We start from the raw sequence: 18,069 nt of genomic DNA on the forward strand, positions 1-18,069 counted from the left end.
CCGTGATCCGGGGGCCCTGCCACAAACCCGCACTCGCAGAACGCATAATTCGCGTCATTGGTCACAACACCCCTCCAGACCGTTCCGTAGCGGGGCAGGGCGGTCGGATCGGCGGCCGGCAGCGGCGCCACCGGCGGCGGACCGACATAGGGTGGTCGTCCATGACATGGCTGATCACAGGCGGGGCCGGATACATCGGGGCACACGTGGCGCGGGCGATGGCGGAGGCCGGGGAGCGCGTCGTCGCCCTCGACGACCTCTCGGCCGGGGTTCCCCACCGGCTCCCGGAGAGCATTCCGCTGGTACAGGGCTCGTCGCTGGACGGGGACCTGCTCAAGCGGGTCCTCGCGGAGCACGCGGTGACGGGTGTGGTGCATCTCGCCGCACGCAAGCAGGTCGGCGAGTCCGTGGCCCAGCCGACGCGCTACTACCAGGAGAACGTCGGCGGGCTCGCGACGCTTCTGGAGGCGGTCGCCGGGGCCGGCGTCAAGCGCTTCGTCTTCTCCTCGTCCGCCGCCGTCTACGGAAACCCGGATGTGGACCTCATCACGGAGGACACCCCCTGTGCGCCGATGAGCCCGTACGGCGAGACGAAGCTCGCCGGGGAGTGGCTGGTCCGCGCGGCGGGCCGGGCCCACGGCATCGCGACCGTGTGCCTGCGCTACTTCAACGTCGCGGGTGCGGCCACGCCCGAGCTGGCCGACACCGGCGTGTTCAACGTGATCCCGATGGTGTTCGACCGCCTCACCCGCGACGAGGCCCCGCGGATCTTCGGCGACGACTACCCGACGCCGGACGGCACCTGTGTCCGTGACTACATCCACGTCGCCGACCTCGCCGAGGCACACCTCGCGGCGGCCCGGCGGCTGGCCGGCGGCGCGACGGGCGACCTCACGGCGAACATCGGCCGCGGCGAGGGTGTCTCGGTACGTGATCTGCTCACGCTGATCGGCGAGGTCAGCGGGGACACCCGGCGACCGGTCGTCGAGCCGCGCCGGCCCGGGGACGCGCCGCGCGCGGTCGCCTCGGCCGACCTGGCCGCGCGGGAACTCGACTGGAGCGCGCGGCGCGGGGTCCGGGAGATGGTGGAGTCGGCGTGGCAGGGGTGGGTGCTGCATCACTCCCGGACCCTGGATCAACGATCTTGACCACGCTCTGACCTGCGGATCGTTTCCGCAGGTCAGAGCATATGACAACGGTGTTCAGTGCCGCGTTGCCCGATACCCCCCACCCGTAGTTCACTGTGGTCCCGGGCAGAGCACAGGAGGCGGCTTCCATGGGGGCTGGACACGATCACGGGCACGCCCACGGCGCGCCCACCACCGGCACGGCGGCAGCCGCGTACCGCGGGAGACTGCGGGTCGCGCTGTCCATCACGCTCACCGTGATGGTGGTCGAGATCGTCGGCGGCCTCATGGCCGACTCCCTCGCGCTCGTGGCCGACGCGGCGCACATGGCGACGGACGCGGTGGGGCTGGGCATGGCGCTCCTCGCGATCCACTTCGCCAACCGGCCGCCCAGCGGCAACCGCACGTTCGGCTACGCGCGGGCCGAGATCCTCGCCGCGCTCGCCAACTGCCTGCTGCTGCTCGGTGTCGGCGGCTACGTCCTGTACGAGGCGATCCACCGCTTCGTGACACCCGCGGACACCGAGGGCGGTCTGACCATCGTCTTCGGTCTGATCGGTCTGGTCGCGAACACGATCTCGCTGACGCTGCTGCTGCGCGGCCAGAAGGAGAGCCTGAACGTGCGCGGCGCCTTCCTGGAGGTGGTCGCGGACGCGCTGGGTTCGGTGGCGGTGATCATCTCCGCCGTGGTGATCATGACCACCGGCTGGCAGGCGGCCGACCCGATCGCCTCGATCCTCATCAGCATCATGATCGTCCCGCGCACCTGGAAGCTGCTCCACGAGACGCTCGAGGTGCTCCTGGAGGCGGCGCCCAAGAACGTCGACATGACGGAGGTGCGCGCCCACATCCTGGCTCTGCCCGGCGTCGAGGACGTGCACGACCTGCACGCCTGGACCATCACGTCGGGCATGCCGGTCCTCTCCGCCCATGTGGTCGTCAGTTCCGACGTCCTGAACGCCATCGGCCACGAGAAGATGCTCCACGAGCTCCAGGGTTGTCTGGGCCACCACTTCGACGTGGAGCACTGCACCTTCCAGCTGGAACCGAGCGGGCACGCGGAGCACGAGGCGAAGCTCTGCCACTGAAAGGCTCCGGCGGGAGGCTCTCAATTCGCGGGTGCGGCCGGCGGCTCCGGTGCTAGCGTGGCCACCGATCCGAGGAAGAGGTGGGTTGATGACTGTCGCGTTCGGTGCCGCTGCGCGCGGCGATAGGTGCGTCCCCATCCTCCGGGTCCACGGCTGACCCACGCCGAGCGGCGTGCGCGGCGGCCCGGGCCCCCGCATCCAAAGGTTTCCCACGTTGTCCGAACATCACGACTTGTCCGAGCATCACGACTCGTCCGACCGCGACGCCCGCCACGAGGCCTTCTTCACCCTGCGCCACCGACTGCCCCGGCAGGGCCCCGGCTCCGACGCCACCACCCGTCACCTCCTCTCACTCGCGGGCCCGCTGCCCGCCCGTCCCCGCGTGCTCGACCTGGGCTGCGGCCCCGGCCGCTCGGCGCTGCTCCTGGCCGCCGAGGCCGCGGCCGAGGTGACGGCCGTCGACCTGCATGAACCGTTCCTCGACGAACTGCGGAGGGCCGCCGAGGCCCGGGGTCTCAGCGCCTCGATCGACACCGTCAACGGGGACATGGGAGATCTCACCCACCCCGACGGCTCGTTCGACCTGGTCTGGGCCGAGGGCTCGGCCTATCTGATCGGTTTCGACACCGCCCTGCGCCGCTGGCGGCGACTGCTCGCCCCCGGCGGCACGCTGGTCCTCACCCACTGCGTGTGGACCACCGACACGCCGTCCGACCGGGCCCGCGCGTTCTGGGAGGACGAGTCGTTGCGCACGACCGACCAGGACACCCGGGTCGCGCGCGACGCCGGGTACTCCGTACTGGGGGTGTACCTCCAGCCGGAGTCCGACTGGGACGAGTACTACGACGCGCTCGGCGTCCACGCCGACGTGGCTGATGTCACCCGGCCCGGCATGGCCGAGGCGGTGGCGGGCGCCCGGGCGGAGATCGCCGTGCGCCGCGCGCACAGGAGGGAGTACGGCTACGTGGGCTATGTCCTGCGCCCGGTCACCGTCGGCGTCTGACGCGCCCCGCCCCGCCCGGTGCCCGCGTCGGCGCCTGCGTCCGACGCCGTACCGCGGGTGCGCCGCGCACCGGGGTGAACCGACCGCTGACTACGGCATCCGGCCCGGGTCCGACGGGCCGGACGCGCACCGGCTCCGGGGGTCCTCGCGAACATCTGATGGCCCCTGTCCTGGACGGTTCCCCGTCCGTGGCACCGGGCACGATCAAGTGTCCGGCCGCTTTCGGTGACCGACGGACGTCGGCCGCGTGTCCCGCTCCGGGCTATCGGAGCGGGACATGCGGGGAGCCGCGAAGTGCCGGGAGTGCCGGTTTCGTACGGCAGACTTGGGGCTCGAAGACCGATGCGAAGGATGGGTATGCCGATCACACCTGCCACCGCGACGCACAGTTCGTCGAACGGCACCGTTGAAGCGATCTTGCTCGAGTTGGTCGACGAGGACGGCAACACGATCGGCACGGCGGAGAAGCTCGCCGCCCATCAGCCACCGGGACAGCTGCACCGGGCCTTCTCCGTGTTCCTCTTCGACGAGCACGGCAGGCTGCTGCTCCAGCAGCGCGCCCTGGGCAAGTACCACTCCCCCGGTGTCTGGTCCAACACCTGCTGCGGCCACCCCTACCCCGCCGAGGCGCCCTTCGCGGCGGCGGCCCGGCGGACGTACGAGGAGCTCGGCGTCTCGCCCTCGCTCCTCGCGGAGGCGGGCACGGTCCGCTACAACCACCCGGACCCGGAGTCGGGCCTGGTGGAGCAGGAGTACAACCACCTCTTCGTCGGCATGGTGCAGTCGTCGCTGCACCCCGATCCGGAGGAGGTCGGGGACACCGCGTTCGTGACCGCCGCCGAGCTCATGGAGCGGCACGCGAAGGACCCCTTCTCGGCGTGGTTCATGACGGTCCTGGACGCGGCCCGTCCGGCGATCAGGGAGCTGACGGGCCCGTCCGCCGGCTGGTGACGGACCCGTCCTCGCGAAGACTCCCCGAGAGCGCCAAGCCCTAGACGATGCTCACAGTGAGCGGCAGGGCGGCCCAGATCACCTTGCCGCCACTCGCCGTGTGCTCGACGTCGCACACCCCGCCCGACTCCCTGGCGACCTCCCGCACCAGCAGCAGCCCCCGGCCGCCGGTCTGACCGTGGTCGGCCTCCAGGGCGGTGGGACGGTAGGGGTGGTTGTCCTCCACCGAGACCCGCACCCACTCGGCTCCTACGGCCACCTCCACGGCGAGCATCGGGGACAGCAGTGCCGCGTGCCGCACCGCGTTCGTGACCAGTTCGGAGACGATCAGCAACAGCCCGTGGACGAGGTCGTCCGAAACGGGCACTTGTTGACGGAAGAGCAGGTCACGAACGGCGTGTCGTGCCTGCGGAACCGAGGCGTCGATGGCGGGAGCGGTGAACCGCCACACCCCCTCGTACGGCAGCGGACCCGGCGGTCTCCGATCAGGAGGCACATCCCCGGCGCCTTCAGGGCGGGAGTCGAACCCCCGCCCGTGGTTCTCCATCGTCCGGTCGCCACCCTTGCGCTCGATTGTCACCACACGTCGAGTGTTGGTAACGCGCTGGTCCGGACCGCATCCCTGAACAGAAGTCAGCGACTATCGACGGCTTCCGACCGTTGGCGCATGGCATGGTCGGCCGCGCGACCGTTCCTGCCCGTGTGGTGTCCGCTTCGAGAACTATTCGGGTTGTACGGGTTGGGCGCCGGGCTCCCCCGTTTCGTCCGTCAGTGGCCGCGCCCCGAGACCAGATGTACGATGCGCCGCCCGCCGAAGCCGGTGGCGATCAGGCCCAGCCCGTCGAAGAGCAGCGCGAGCGAGAAGAAGCAGCCGATGACGTACTTGCTGCTGCTCGGCCAGTTGTCCAGCACCAGGATGCCGAGGAGCAGGTCGAAGGCGCCCTGCAGCAGGGTCCAGCCGAACTGCGCACCGCGCACCACGAGACTGCCGACCACCCGGAACACCCCGCCGGTCAGGAACAGCAGGGCCGCGAACATGGTGAGCGCCTCGGCCGCCGCGTCCGGGCGGCGGATCACCACCACTCCGGCCGCGATGTTCAGGGCCGCGACCACCACGCCGAGCCAGAAGAAGTTGGTGCCGCGGGCCTGAACGGCGTGCAGCAGTCCGACCGCGCCGCCGATCAGCAGCAGCCAGCCGAACAGGATCATCGAGGTCAGGGTCGCCACGCCGGTGTAGACGAGCCCGACGAGCCCCGCGAGCACCAGGATCACGCCGAACGCGGCGGTCCAGCTGAGGCCGCGGGTCAGATTCGTGGTCGCGTCGCTCGGCGCCCTGTCCTTGGTCCTCGCCATCAGCGCCTCCTCGCGCCCGGCCCCTTCTTGATCGTACGTTCGAGGGTTGCAGATAGCATCCGGCGTATGGAGCCGCAGCTGCTGCACAGCGTGGGCGACGGGGTCGCCACCGTCGTCATTCACCACCCGGCCAAGCGCAACGCCATGACGGCCGACATGTGGAGGGCGCTGCCGCCCCTGCTCGACGGGCTCGCCGCCGACCCGGACGTCCGCGTCCTCGTGCTCACCGGCGAGGGCGGCACCTTCTGCGCGGGGGCCGACATCTCGACGCTGCGGGGCTCCTCGGACGAGGCGCAGGGGCTCGCCGCGAACGCCGAGTACGCGCTCGCCGCGTTCCCCAAACCGACGCTCGCGGCGATCCGCGGGTTCTGCGTCGGCGGCGGGTCCCAGCTCGCTGCGGCCTGCGATCTGCGGTTCGCGGAGGAGGGCGCGCGGTTCGGAGTGACGCCGGCGAAGCTGGGGATCGTCTACGCGGCCTCGGCCACCCGGCGGCTGGTGTCGCTGGTGGGTCCGGCGACCGCCAAGTACCTGCTGTTCTCGGGCGAGCTGATCGACACCGAACGGGCGTTGCGCACGGGTCTGGTGGACGAGGTGCTGCCCGAGGGCGAACTCGACAAGCGGGTCGGGGAGTTCACCCGCGTCCTGGCCGCACGGTCGTTGCTGACGCAGGCGTCCGCCAAGGAATTCGCCCAGGGACGGACCGACCGGGACGCGTACTGGGCCGAGCAGGCGCGCGGGAGCGACGACACCGCGGAGGGCGTCGCCGCGTTCCTGGAGCGCCGGCCGCCGCGCTTCACCTGGACCACGCCGGCCTCCACCGCGACCACTCGGTCCTCCACCGCGACTACTCCATGATGAAGCGGCTCTTCGCCCGCAACTCCGCCACGAGATGTGCGGGAGCCTTCTGGGGGGACCCGGCGTCGTAGGGCGGCTGCGGGTCGTACTCCGTCAGCAGCTGTACGGCCTGTGCGTGTTCGTCGCCCGCGATCCGTCCGAGCAGGGCGAGCCCCATGTCGATGCCGGACGACACGCCGGCCGCTGTGACGTACTTCCCGTCGAACACCACCCGCTCTGCGGTCGGCTCGGCGCCGAAGCGTTCGAGGTGGTCGAGGGCCAGCCAGTGCGAGGTGGCCCGGCGGCCCTCGATCAGCCCCGCGGCGGCCAGCAGCAGGGAGCCGGTGCACACGGAGGTCGTCCAGGTGCTCGTGGCGTCGGCGGCGCGCAGCCAGTCCAGCAGGACCCGGTTGTCCATCTGCGGGGTCTGGCCCGGTCCGCCGGGGACCACGACGATGTCCGGGTGCGGCACCTCGGCCAGGGTCCTGTCGGCGGTCAGGGCCAGGTTGCCGCTCTCGTTGCGGACGGGGCCGGTGTCCTCGGCGACGAAGACGGTCTCCGCGTCGGGCAGGCGGCCGAGGGTCTCGTAGGGGCCCACGGCGTCCAGGGCGGTGAAGCGGTCGAAGAGGACGATGGCGATCTGCATCGGGTTCCTTTCCACGGCTGGGTGGGGCAGGGACGTCAGGTACGGGCCGGCCGACGGGTGGGGGCCCGCCATCGGGTGGAGGCGGGGCGGAAGCGGCGTCGGTACTCCGCCGGTGCCGTGCCGAGCGTCTTCACGAAGGCGCGGCGCATCGCCTCGGGGGTGCCGTAGCCGCAGGCGCGGGAGATCTCCTCGACTCCGTCGGCGGTGTCCTCCAGGAGGCGCCGGGCGTGTTCGAGGCGGACGCGGTCGACGTACCGGCCCGGGGTCATGCCCGTCTCGGTCTGGAAGGCGCGGGCGAAGTGCCGGGGCGAGAGCCGGGCGCGGGCGGCGAGCGACTCGACGGACAGGTCGGCGCCGGGGTGCTCGGTGATCCACTGCTGGACCTCGCGGAGCGGTTCGCGCCGCGCCGTCTGCGCGGCCAGCTGGGCGCTGAACTGGGCCTGGTTGCCCGGGCGCCGCAGGAAGACGACGAGGTGGCGGGCGACCGTCAGAGCGGCCTCCCGGCCGAGGTCCTCCTCCACGAGCGCGAGGGCGAGGTCGATGCCGGAGGTGACGCCCGCCGAGGTGGACACCTGTCCGTCCCGCACGTAGATGGGGTCGGGGTCGACCTCGACGGCCGGGTGGTCGCGGGCGAGCTTGTCGCAGTACGCCCAGTGGGTCGTAGCGCGGCGACCGTCCAGGAGGCCCGCCTCGGCGAGCGGGATGGCGCCGGTACAGACGGAGACCAGACGCTCGGCGCGCGGCCCGTGCGCGCGCAGCCAGTCGGTCAGCCGGGGGTCGGGGCGCCGGGTGCCCCGGCCGCCCGGGACCAGCAGGGTGTGCGGGGCGGGCGCGTCGGCGAGGGTGTGGTCCGGAACGAGGGTGAGGCCGCTGGTGGTACGCACGGGTGCGCCGTCCAGGGAGGCGGTGTGGATGCGGTACGAGCCGCCGCGGAAGGCCTCGGCGCCCGCGAAGACCTCCACGGGACCCGTGACGTCGAGGCTCTGCACTTCGTCGAAGAGGACGACCAGGACGGTTCGCATGCTCTCGATTCTTGGCGGACGGGGTGATGGCCGCAATGACGGGTACCCCACCTTTCCTGCCATCACCTCTCCCGCCTTCCCCGCGTACCGACCAGTCGGTAACCTTCGGACATGACCACACCTCTGCCGGAGCGCGCCGGGCGGCGCTGCCACAACGTCCTCAACCCGCTGCACTCGACGCACTACTTCTCGCCGGACCTGGGCCGGGAGCTGGCCGCAGTCGGGATCGAGGACAGCAGCGGCGCGTACTTCGCCGTACGGGCCGCCGCCATGGGGCCGGTGGGTCCCGGCACGGTGACGGCGACGTTCTACAACTTCCGCCACGAGCTGGTGGCCCGGCATGTGCCCGAGGTGTGGAGGAAGGCGTCCCCGGAGACCGTCCTCGCGGCCCGCGCGCGTGCCGTCGACGCGACCTGGCGACGGCTCCTCGGCGAGGACGTCCTCGCCTCCAAGGAGATGGCCGAGGCCGCGGAGCTCGCCCTGCGGGCGGCCGAGGCCTGCGCCAGGACCGCGCGCCCGCTGTACTCCGCCCACGCGGACCTGCCCGTGCCCGACGCGCCGCACCTCGCCCTCTGGCACGGCGCCACGCTGCTGCGCGAGCACCGGGGCGACGGTCACCTCGCGGCGCTGCTCGACGCGGAACTCGACCCGGTCGAGGCTCTGGTGAGCCACACCGCGACCGGCAAGGGCATGGCCCCGAAGTGGGCACTGGGCACGCGCGGCTGGTCACGGGCGCACTGGGACGCGGCGGTCGAACGACTGCGCGAGCGCGGACTGCTCGATTCGGACGGAGAGTTGACCGAGGCAGGGGTGGCCCTGCGCCAGGAGATCGAGGACCGCACGGACCGGCTGGACCGTGCCCCGTACGAGCATCTGGGCGCCGCGGGCGTGGAGCGCCTCACCGAGCTGGCACGGGGCATCCTGATGCGGGCACTGGCGGCCGGCGCGTTCCCCGAGGGCATGACCGGCAAGGGCTGACCGCGCCGATCGGCGCCCTGATCCCCCGTTGTCGGTGCCACCTGCCACAATTGCCGCGCAACCTCAGTGGAGAAGGCGGTACGGGATCGTGACGACACCCCTCGTAGGGTCCATCGAAAGCAGGATCGCCGAGGAGCTCGGCGTACGGGAGCGGCAGGTCAAGGCCGCCGTCGACTTGCTCGACGGCGGGTCGACGGTGCCCTTCATCGCCCGCTACCGCAAGGAAGCGACCGAGATGCTCGACGATGCGCAGCTGCGCACCCTCGAGGAACGGCTGCGCTATCTGCGGGAGCTGGAGGAGCGGCGCACGGCGATCCTCGAATCGGTGCGCGAGCAGGGCAAGCTCACCGAGGAGGTCGAGGCGCAGATCCGGGGCGCCGAGACGAAGGCGCGGCTCGAGGACATCTATCTGCCGTTCAAGCCGAAGCGGCGCACGAAGGCGCAGATCGCGCGCGAGGCGGGCCTGGAGCCGCTGGCCGAGGGCCTGCTCGGCGACCCGTCGGTCGACCCGCTCGCCGCGGCGACGGCGTTCGTCGACGCGGACAAGGGCGTCGCCGACCCGCAGGCCGCGCTGGACGGCGCCCGGTCGATCCTCACGGAGCGGTTCTCGGAGGACGCCGACCTGATCGGCGAGCTGCGCGAGCGCATGTGGGTGCGCGGGCGCCTGGCCGCCAAGGTGCGGGACGGCAAGGAGGAGGCGGGCGCCAAGTTCGCCGACTACTTCGACTTCGCCGAGCCCTTCAAGGAGCTGCCCTCGCACCGCGTCCTCGCCATGCTCCGCGGTGAGAAGGAGGAGGTCCTCGACCTCGTCCTGGAGCCCGAGGAGCCCTCCGAGCAGCCCGGTCCCTCCTCGTACGAGGGGATCGTCGCCCACCGCTTCCAGATCGCCGAGCGCGGTCGTCCCGGCGACAAGTGGCTCACGGACACCGTCCGCTGGGCCTGGCGGACCCGCATCCTCGTGCACCTCGGCATCGACCTGCGCCTTCGGCTGCGTACGGCCGCCGAGGACGAGGCGGTGAACGTCTTCGCGGCGAACCTGCGGGACCTGCTGCTCGCCGCCCCGGCGGGCACCCGCGCGACGCTGGGCCTCGACCCCGGTTTCCGTACGGGTGTCAAGGTCGCCGTGGTCGACGCGACCGGCAAGGTCGTGGCCACGGACGTCATCTACCCGCACGTCCCGGCCAACAAGTGGGACGAGGCCATCGCCAAGCTCGCCCGCCTCGCCAAGGAGCACGCGGTCGAGCTGATCGCGATCGGCAACGGCACGGCGTCCCGCGAGACCGACAAGCTCGCCGGTGAACTCATCACCAAGCACCCGGAGTTGAACCTCACCAAGGTGATGGTGTCCGAGGCGGGGGCGTCGGTGTACTCGGCGTCCGCGTTCGCCTCGCAGGAGCTGCCCGACATGGACGTGTCGCTGCGCGGCGCCGTCTCCATCGCTCGCCGCCTCCAGGACCCGCTGGCCGAGCTGGTGAAGATCGACCCGAAGTCCATCGGCGTCGGGCAGTACCAGCACGACCTGTCCGAGGTGAAGCTCTCCCGGTCCCTGGACGCGGTGGTCGAGGACTGTGTGAACGGCGTGGGCGTGGACGTGAACACGGCCTCCGCCCCGCTGCTCGCCCGCGTCTCCGGCATCACCTCCGGGCTCGCGGAGAACATCGTGGCGCACCGCGACGCCAACGGCCCCTTCACGTCCCGTACCACCCTCAAGAAGGTGGCCCGGCTCGGCCCGAAGGCGTACGAGCAGTGCGCGGGCTTCCTGCGCATCCGGGGCGGGGACGACCCGCTGGACGCGTCCAGCGTGCACCCGGAGGCGTACCCCGTGGTGCGGCGGATGGTGAAGACGGCGGGCAGCGAGGTCGCCTCCCTGATCGGCAACACCGGTGTGCTGCGCTCGCTCAGGCCGACCGACTTCGTGGACGAGACGTTCGGTCTGCCGACCGTCACGGACATCCTGAAGGAGCTGGAGAAGCCCGGGCGCGACCCGCGGCCCGCCTTCAAGACGGCCACCTTCAAGGAGGGCGTCGAGAAGATCTCCGACCTGGCCTCCGGGATGGTGCTCGAAGGGGTCGTCACGAACGTGGCCGCGTTCGGGGCCTTCGTGGACATCGGCGTCCACCAGGACGGTCTGGTGCATGTCTCGGCGATGTCGAAGACGTTCGTGAAGGACCCGCGCGATGTGGTGAAGCCGGGTGACATCGTCAAGGTCAAGGTGCTCGAGATCGACATCCCGCGCAAGCGGATCTCTCTCACGCTGCGGCTCGACGACGAGGCGACCAGGTCGGACGAGCAGGGTGAGGGTGGGCGTCCGCAGCGGGGCGGGCGGCCTCCGCAGCAGCGCCAGCAGCAGCGTCAGCAGCGGGGCGGGGCGGGCGGAGGCGGTGGTGGCGGCGGTTCGCGGCAGGCCGCTCCGCCGCCGGCCAACAGTGCGATGGCCGACGCACTACGCCGCGCGGGCTTGGTGGACCCGAAGAAGGGCCGCCGTTGAGCTGCGGGTAAGTCGTGGCTGGTCGCGCAGCTCCCCGCGCCCCCGAAGGGGCGCGGCCCTGGGCCCCCGCTCCTAGAGTGACCGTATGGTCGGCTCGCGTGTCATCACCTGGGAAGTCACTGAGAGCAAGGGGCTCGAGACCTCTTGGATCACGTCCGGCGCCCGTTCGTTGCGGGCGCGCGGGCGTGCCGTCGGGAAGGTTCCCGAGCCGTACTGGATCTCTTACGAGCTCGACACCGTCGACGGGTTCGTGACCCGGCGGCTGTGTGTGAGCGCCGAGACGGCCTCGGGCACCCGCTCGCTGGACCTGCGGCACGACGGTGAGGGGCACTGGACGGCGGACGGGGACTGGCTGCCCGACCTCGGTGGCGCCCTCGACTGCGACCTGGGCCTGTGCCCGCTCACCAACACGATGCCGGTGCTGCGCCACGGGCTGCATCTCGGGCCGGGTGAGCGGGAGTTCCTGATGGCCCGGGTGTCGGTGCCGGACCTGTCCGTGCGGGCGTCGCAGCAGACGTACACGCATCTCGGGCGCGCCGGGGACGGCGGGCGCGTGCGTTTCTCGTCCGGTGACCACCGCAGCGATCTGGAGTTCGACGCGGAGGGGTACGTCGTGGACTACCCCACGATGGCGCGACGGCTGGCCACGGCGTAGGTCAGCGCTCCGTCACCTTGCCCGCCGCCACTTCCAGCCGGCGCGTGGTGTGGACCGCGTCGAGCATGCGGCGGTCGTGGGTCACGAGCAGCAGGGTGCCCTCGTACGTGTCGAGCGCCGCCTCCAGCTGTTCGATCGCGGGGAGGTCGAGGTGGTTGGTCGGCTCGTCGAGGACGAGGAGGTTGACGCCACGGCCCTGGAGGAGGGCGAGGGCCGAGCGGGTGCGCTCGCCGGGCGAGAGGGTGGCCGCCGGGCGCAGGACGTGTTCCGCCTTGAGGCCGAACTTGGCCAGCAGGGTGCGGACCTCGGCCGGTTCGGTGTCGGGGACGGCGGCGCTGAACGCGTCGAGCAGGGACTCGGAGCCGTGGAAGAGTTTGCGGGCCTGGTCGACCTCGCCGACGACGACGCCGGAGCCGAGGGTCGCGTGACCGGCGTCCAGCGGGACCCGGCCGAGCAGGGCGCCGAGCAGGGTCGACTTGCCCGCGCCGTTGGCGCCCGTGACGGCGACCCGGTCCGCCCAGTCGATCTGGAGGGTCGCGGGGCCGAAGGTGAAGTCGCCGCGCCGTACCTCGGCGTCACGCAGGGTGGCGACGACGGCGCCGGAGCGCGGTGCGGCCGCGATCTCCATCCGCAGCTCCCACTCCTTGCGCGGCTCGTCGACGACGTCCAGGCGCTCGATCATGCGCTGGGTCTGCCGGGCCTTGGCGGCCTGCTTCTCGCTGGCCTCGCTGCGGAACTTGCGGCCGATCTTGTCGTTGTCGTTGTTCGCCTTGCGCCGGGCGTTCTTCACTCCCTTGTCCATCCAGGAGCGCTGCATCTGGGCGCGGCCTTCGAGGGCGGAGCGCTTGTCGGCGTACTCCTCGTAGTCCTCGCGGGCGTGCCGGCGGGCGGTGTCGCGCTCCTCCAGGTAGGCCTCGTAGCCGCCGCCGTAGAGGGTGATCTGCTGCTGGGCGAGGTCGAGTTCGAGCACCTTGGTGACCGTGCGGGTCAGGAACTCGCGGTCGTGGCTGACGACGACGGTGCCCGCGCGCAGCCCGGAGACGAAGCGTTCGAGCCGCTCCAGGCCCTCCAGGTCCAGGTCGTTGGTGGGCTCGTCGAGCAGGAAGACGTCGTAGCGGGACAGGAGCAGGGAGGCGAGTCCGGCGCGGGCCGCCTGGCCGCCGGACAGGGACGCCATCGGCTGGTCGAGGTCGACGCCGAGCCCGAGGGTGTCGGCGACCTCCTCGGCACGCTCGTCGAGGTCGGCGCCGCCCAGGTCGAGCCAGCGCTCCAGGCTCTCCGCGTACGCGTCGTCCGCGCCCGGCGCGCCGTCGACGAGTGCCTGCGTCGCCTCGTCCATGACACGCTGGGCCTCGGCCACACCGGTGCGCCGGGCCAGGAACTCCCGGACGCTCTCGCCCTCCCGCCGCTCCGGCTCCTGCGGCAGATGGCCGACGCTCGCCGACGGCGGGGACAGCCGCAGCTCCCCCTCCTCGGGCGTGAGCAGTCCGGCGAGCATCCGCAGCAGGGTGGACTTGCCCGCGCCGTTGGCACCGACGAGTCCGATCACATCGCCGGGCGCGACCACGAGGTCGAGCCCGGAGAAGAGCGAGCGGTCGCCGTGTCCGGCGGCGAGGTTCTTGGCGACGAGGGTGGCAGTCATCAGGAGGCCGATCCTAACGGCCCGGCCGCCCCGCCTGCGCCTCCGTTTCCGTGCGGGGCCACGTCCCGGTTTCCGTGCCGGGCCGTACCCCCGTGTCCGTGCGGCCCGCTCAGTGGGCCATCGCCTCCACCAGCACACCCCCCGAGGTCCGCGCCACGAGGAAGGACTCCCCCTTCACGGCCTTGGCGTCCAGGGCGATCCGGTGTCTGCCCGCCTCCAGGATCCCGTCGAAGACCTCCTGCGTGTGCGTGCGGTACAGCCGGTCGAGGCGGTACGCGGTGATCTGGACCCGGCAGGTGGAAATAACCTCGATGCCCGCCTCGCCGTCGGCGGCGACCAGGCGGGTGAGGCGGCGCAGCTCGTGGGGACTGCGGTCCAGGGCGTTCTCGATCTGCGCGACGAGGAGCGGGACGACGGGGGCCAGGCCGTCGACGTAGGCGACCTCGACCCCGGCCCGCTCGAAGGACCGCCGTACGGCGGCGCGCTCCTGTTCGCCGACGGCGCGCCCGAAGGCCACCGCGCCGTATCCGCGGAGTTCCTCGGCCGGGACGTCGGTGGCGTCGCGGGTGATGTCGGCGCCGATGCCGATGGTGCGCAGGGCGGCGGCGAGCTTGGCGAGCACGGCGACCCTGGCGCCGATGAGCAGGACCCGGCGGCGCGCCCCGGCCTCACCCAGGAGCAGCGAGTTCAGGGCGCTGCGGTACTCGGCGCCCTGGAAGCGGAACGGCCCTATCCCGTGGTAGCCGTTGAGCTCCAGATCGGCGTGTTCGCCGGTCTGCCAGGCGAAGTCGCGCCACACGTAGTCGTCGCAGGAGTCGTCCTTCTCGATGACGGCGGTCACGGCACCGCATTCGATGCCCTCGCACTCGGGACAGCCGTAGATCACGTAGCGGCCGTCGTCGAGCGGCGCCTCGGCCTCCAGGAGGAGGCTTCGGACCTGGGCGGTGAAGATGGCGGGTGGTACGTCGGAGGCGAGCGGGGACACCGCGTCGAGGTCGGAGAGCTGGTACAGCAGCGGGCGGCCGTCGACGATGAAGTCGACGAAGTCCCGGTGCACTTGGTAGTCACCGTTGGCGAGGACTCCACCGGCACGCATCGCCGGTGCCAGGCCGAAGGTCGCGTACTCGGCAGACATGCTGTGAGTATCCCCAGACTGGGAGTGATGTGAGCACGGCATGACATATTCCGCTAACGTCCCGGCATGGACAACGCGCCCAGCGGTGACGTGATCGTGATCGGAAGCGGTGTCGTCGGGTTGACGACGGCGATCGTCCTGGCCGAGCGCGGCCGGCGGGTACGGGTGTGGGCGCGGGAGTCCGGCGAGCTGACCACCTCGGCCGTTGCCGGCGCGCTGTGGTGGCCGTACCGCATCCGGCCGAAGGCGCTCGCGGGCGAATGGGCCCTGCAATCACTCTCCGTGTACGAGGAGTTGGCCGCCCGGCCCCAGGAGACGGGCGTACGCGTGGTCGAGGGCGTACAGGGCGAGACGCGACTGGACGCGCTGGAGCCGTGGGCCGCCCGGGTGCCGGGGCTGCGCGTGGCGACGGCCGAGGAGTACGCGGGTACGGGGCTGTGGGCGCGGCTGCCGCTGATCGACATGCCGGTGCATCTGCGCTGGCTGCGCGAGCGGTTCCTGCGGGCGGGCGGAGCCTTCGAGACACGGACAGTGACGGATCTCGCGGAGGTCCAGGCGCCGGTCGTCGTCAACTGCACGGGGCTGGGCGCCCACACGCTCGTACCGGATCCGGCCGTACGGCCCGTGCGCGGGCAGCTCGTGATCATGGAGAACCCCGGGGTCCGTACCTGGCTCGTGTCGACGGACAGGGACGCCGGGACGACCACCTATGTCTTCCCGCACCCGGACCGGCTCGTGCTGGGTGGCACGACCGACGACGATGACTGGTCGCTCACGCCGGATCCGGCGGCGGCCGAAGCGATCGTCGAACGGTGTGTGGCGCTGCGGCCGGAAATCGCCGGGGCGCGCGTGCTGGGCCATCGGGTGGGGCTGCGGCCGGTGCGTGACACGGTCCGGCTGGAGCGTGAAGTACTGCCCGACGGGCGGGTGTTGGTGCACCACTACGGTCATGGCGGCGCGGGCGTCACGGTGGCCTGGGGCTGTGCGCGGGAGGCGGCCGGGCTCGCGCTGGGCGAGGAACCGGCCGCCGTGCGCCCTTGAGGGGGTCAGTGGGTCAGCGGGTCTCCCCCGGGACCCGGAGGGCACTCTTCGGATCGCGTACGCCGTCGAGGCCGGCCGTGCTCGCGGCGGCGGTGGAGCCCGCCGTGGCCCTGGCGTAGGCACCGGCGCCGCCGACGAACGGCACCTGGGCGGACGTACGGGACAGGTCCAGGGTGAGGGTCGGAGTGGTCGACGGCGGGTCGATGAGGTCCTTGTCGGTGCCCGCGACGATCAGGGCGAGCCGGTGGCCCGCCGGGACGACGTGGTCGGTGGCGGCCAGGTCGAGCGTGATCGTGTACGCCTTGCCCGGGGTGAGCGGGACGCCCTTGAGGTCGGAGGCGTAGTTGCCGAGGTCGGCCCAGCCGCGGCTGAGGACCGTGGCGGCGACGTCGGTCTTCTTCGCCTGGGTGACCTTGTAGCAGGAGCTGTCGCCGGTCGTGCTCGGACCCCAGCAGGTGCGGTCGGTGAGGGTGGTGATGCCCTCACCGCCGTCGGCGTAGTCGCGGATGGTGTCCGGGCCCAGGTCGACCAGGACCGCGGAGAGGTGGGCGGTCGAGGTGGTCGGCGTGGCGGTGACGGTCACCTTGGAGGAGCCCGACAGACGCAGGTCCCGGGTCAGCGGCTTGGTGACGAACCCGGCCTTCTCGGGGGTGGACCGGTCGATGTGGGCCGCCCAGTCGGTCTCGCTCAGCTGCGGGTCGTCGGTGAAGGCCTGGGTTCCGGAACCCGTACGTAGGCCGAGGGTGCCGACGCCCGCCTGGGTGCCCGTGCCCGGACGCAGTGTCGTCGTCTGTGTCCCGCGGGGCGGCCAGACGCTGGAGGTGACCCACTGGTCGGGGTGGCGCTCGATGTCGGCCATGGGCTCGTCGTCGATGCCGTTGTCGTAGCCGAGGAGTTCGTGGTCGAACCAGCGGTGCAGGGTGTCGACCCAGGCGGCGCGGCGGAAGTCGAAGGGGTCGACATGGCCGGTCTGGGAGAGCCAGATCTTGCGCTCGACGCCGTTCTTGGCGAGGGCGCTCCACCACTGGCCGAAGTTCTTGGTGCGGACGTTGAGGTCCTGCATGCCGTGCACAAGGAAGACGCTCGCCCTGACCTTGCTCGCGTCCTTCACGTAGTCGCGCTCGGTCCAGAACTTGGTCCAGTCACCGGTGCGCGGCGCTCCGTCGACGAGCTTCTGCTGCACGGCGGCGCACTTGGCGGTGGCCTCGGGGCTGTCGACGTAGCCGGAGAGCCAGTCCGGGCCCGAGTCGTACAGCGGGGCTCCCTTGGCGAAGTAGTAGTCGTACCAGGAGGAGATGGCGCTGATCGGCACGATGGTCTTCAGGCCCTTGACGCCGGTCGCGGCGACACCGTTGGCGATGGTGCCGTCCCAGCTCTTGCCGATCATGCCGGTTCTGCCGTTGGTCCAGGTCGCCTTGGCCCGGTCGGCGCCGGTACGCGTCGTGTAGCCCTTGGCCCGGCCGTTGAGCCAGTCGACCACGGCCTTCGCGGACTGGACGTCGGAGCGGCCGCCGACGTCGACACAGCCGTCGGAGCGATTGGTTCCGGCCAGGTCGACGCCGACGAAGGCGTAGCCGCGCGGCACGAAGTAGTTGTCGTAGAACAGCGGCATCTGGACGACGTCGCCGTTCGCGTCGTACGTCTTGAGCTGGCTCTCGTTGCCGCGCCCGCAGCAGGAGTAGTACGGGCTGGCGTCCATGATCACGGGAACCTTGCGGCCCTGCTGGGCGAGTTCTCGGGGCCGGACGATGTCGACGGCGACGCGGTCGCTCTTCCCGTCGCCGTCGCCGTCGAGGCCGGTGTCCACCCAGACGGCTTCGCGGATCGCGTTGTCGTACGAGTAGACCGGGGTGCTCTCCCGGGGTGCGCCGTGTGCGGCGGCGGGGGCGAGGAAGACGGCCATCAGGGCGGCGGTGGCCGCCGTCGCGAGCGATCTCCAGGTCGTGAAGCGCATACGGCGCGCTGGTTTCGGCATGCGCGGAAGGTACCCCGGTCAACTCCGGTACAAAAGAGGGTCGGTGGAGGCAGCCGGGCCCGAATCGGTCATGTCGGCCGAATGGCGATCGTGTGACAGGAGGGGCGATGGACAGGGGGACGGCACAGGGA

General features: G+C 71.6%; 15 protein-coding genes and 1 pseudogene. 9 read left to right on the forward strand and 7 right to left on the reverse strand.

Translation table 11 applies throughout. From position 1 onward, the window contains the following. Nucleotides 1–161 precede the first annotated feature (161 nt). The 4 genes and pseudogenes from galE to idi all read left to right on the forward strand — a co-directional run bounded on the left by galE (nucleotide 162) and on the right by idi (nucleotide 4,169). Entirely contained in the window at nucleotides 162–1,148 is a 987-nt protein-coding gene (gene galE / locus ACZ69M_RS08100) for a UDP-glucose 4-epimerase GalE (RefSeq protein WP_470047712.1), read from the forward strand. A gap of 128 nt (nucleotides 1,149–1,276) precedes the next feature. Further along, nucleotides 1,277–2,215: a cation diffusion facilitator family transporter gene (locus tag ACZ69M_RS08105; RefSeq protein ID WP_470047714.1), complete on the forward strand. Its 939-nt coding sequence runs from the start codon at nucleotides 1,277–1,279 to the stop codon at nucleotides 2,213–2,215. Between the two features lie 232 nt (nucleotides 2,216–2,447). Further along, nucleotides 2,448–3,200: pseudogene (locus ACZ69M_RS08110) on the forward strand (class I SAM-dependent methyltransferase); the annotation flags it as partial. A gap of 375 nt (nucleotides 3,201–3,575) precedes the next feature. Then, nucleotides 3,576–4,169, forward strand: a complete 594-nt coding sequence (gene idi / locus ACZ69M_RS08115; protein WP_054232743.1) for an isopentenyl-diphosphate Delta-isomerase — start codon at nucleotides 3,576–3,578, stop codon at nucleotides 4,167–4,169. A gap of 40 nt (nucleotides 4,170–4,209) precedes the next feature. On the opposite strand, the gene ACZ69M_RS08120 is transcribed toward idi, so the two are convergent. Both ACZ69M_RS08120 and ACZ69M_RS08125 read right to left on the reverse strand, forming a co-directional pair. Next, nucleotides 4,210–4,716, reverse strand: coding sequence for an ATP-binding protein (locus ACZ69M_RS08120; RefSeq protein ID WP_190168511.1), 507 nt, complete (start codon nucleotides 4,714–4,716; stop codon nucleotides 4,210–4,212). A 221-nt stretch (nucleotides 4,717–4,937) separates the two neighbouring features. Beyond that, nucleotides 4,938–5,522, reverse strand: coding sequence for an HdeD family acid-resistance protein (locus ACZ69M_RS08125; protein WP_470047716.1), 585 nt, complete (start codon nucleotides 5,520–5,522; stop codon nucleotides 4,938–4,940). 66 nt (nucleotides 5,523–5,588) lie between these two features. On the opposite strand from ACZ69M_RS08125, the gene ACZ69M_RS08130 reads away from it, so the two are divergent. After that, nucleotides 5,589–6,377: an enoyl-CoA hydratase/isomerase family protein gene (locus tag ACZ69M_RS08130; RefSeq protein WP_470047718.1), complete on the forward strand. Its 789-nt coding sequence runs from the start codon at nucleotides 5,589–5,591 to the stop codon at nucleotides 6,375–6,377. On the opposite strand, the gene ACZ69M_RS08135 is transcribed toward ACZ69M_RS08130, so the two are convergent. Together ACZ69M_RS08135 and ACZ69M_RS08140 are read right to left on the reverse strand one after the other, a co-directional pair. After that, nucleotides 6,367–7,002 carry a DJ-1/PfpI family protein gene (locus ACZ69M_RS08135; RefSeq protein ID WP_470047720.1) on the reverse strand — a complete coding sequence of 212 codons (636 nt, stop codon included), beginning with the start codon at nucleotides 7,000–7,002 and terminating at the stop codon, nucleotides 6,367–6,369. The genes ACZ69M_RS08130 and ACZ69M_RS08135 overlap by 11 nt on opposite strands. A 35-nt stretch (nucleotides 7,003–7,037) precedes the next feature. After that, nucleotides 7,038–8,024, reverse strand: coding sequence for a GlxA family transcriptional regulator (locus ACZ69M_RS08140; protein WP_470047722.1), 987 nt, complete (start codon nucleotides 8,022–8,024; stop codon nucleotides 7,038–7,040). 111 nt (nucleotides 8,025–8,135) lie between these two features. On the opposite strand from ACZ69M_RS08140, the gene ACZ69M_RS08145 reads away from it, so the two are divergent. The 3 genes from ACZ69M_RS08145 (at nucleotide 8,136) to ACZ69M_RS08155 (ending at nucleotide 12,145) form a co-directional block, all read left to right on the forward strand. Next, nucleotides 8,136–9,002, forward strand: coding sequence for an SCO6745 family protein (locus tag ACZ69M_RS08145; RefSeq protein WP_470047724.1), 867 nt, complete (start codon nucleotides 8,136–8,138; stop codon nucleotides 9,000–9,002). A gap of 88 nt (nucleotides 9,003–9,090) precedes the next feature. Then, nucleotides 9,091–11,490, forward strand: a complete 2,400-nt coding sequence (locus ACZ69M_RS08150) for a Tex family protein (protein ID WP_470047726.1) — start codon at nucleotides 9,091–9,093, stop codon at nucleotides 11,488–11,490. 85 nt (nucleotides 11,491–11,575) lie between these two features. Beyond that, nucleotides 11,576–12,145 (forward strand): putative glycolipid-binding domain-containing protein, encoded by a 570-nt coding sequence (locus ACZ69M_RS08155; protein ID WP_470047728.1) that lies wholly within the window; start codon nucleotides 11,576–11,578, stop codon nucleotides 12,143–12,145. A gap of 1 nt (nucleotide 12,146) precedes the next feature. Here the strand turns inward: ACZ69M_RS08155 and ACZ69M_RS08160 are convergent, their stop codons facing one another. Further along, nucleotides 12,147–13,787, reverse strand: coding sequence for an ABC-F family ATP-binding cassette domain-containing protein (locus ACZ69M_RS08160; protein ID WP_470047730.1), 1,641 nt, complete (start codon nucleotides 13,785–13,787; stop codon nucleotides 12,147–12,149). Nucleotides 13,788–13,896: 109 nt separating this feature from the next. Next, nucleotides 13,897–14,922 carry an oxidoreductase gene (locus ACZ69M_RS08165; protein WP_470047732.1) on the reverse strand — a complete coding sequence of 342 codons (1,026 nt, stop codon included), beginning with the start codon at nucleotides 14,920–14,922 and terminating at the stop codon, nucleotides 13,897–13,899. 66 nt (nucleotides 14,923–14,988) lie between these two features. Between ACZ69M_RS08165 and ACZ69M_RS08170 the strand changes: the two genes are divergently transcribed. Beyond that, complete coding sequence (locus tag ACZ69M_RS08170) at nucleotides 14,989–15,963, forward strand: FAD-dependent oxidoreductase (protein ID WP_470047734.1); 975 nt, start codon at nucleotides 14,989–14,991, stop codon at nucleotides 15,961–15,963. Nucleotides 15,964–15,976: 13 nt separating this feature from the next. On the opposite strand, the gene ACZ69M_RS08175 is transcribed toward ACZ69M_RS08170, so the two are convergent. Further along, complete coding sequence (locus ACZ69M_RS08175; protein WP_470047736.1) at nucleotides 15,977–17,938, reverse strand: Xaa-Pro dipeptidyl-peptidase; 1,962 nt, start codon at nucleotides 17,936–17,938, stop codon at nucleotides 15,977–15,979. Between the last annotated feature and the right edge of the window lie 131 nt (nucleotides 17,939–18,069).

Source organism: Streptomyces sp. NPDC107454, assembly GCF_055582885.1.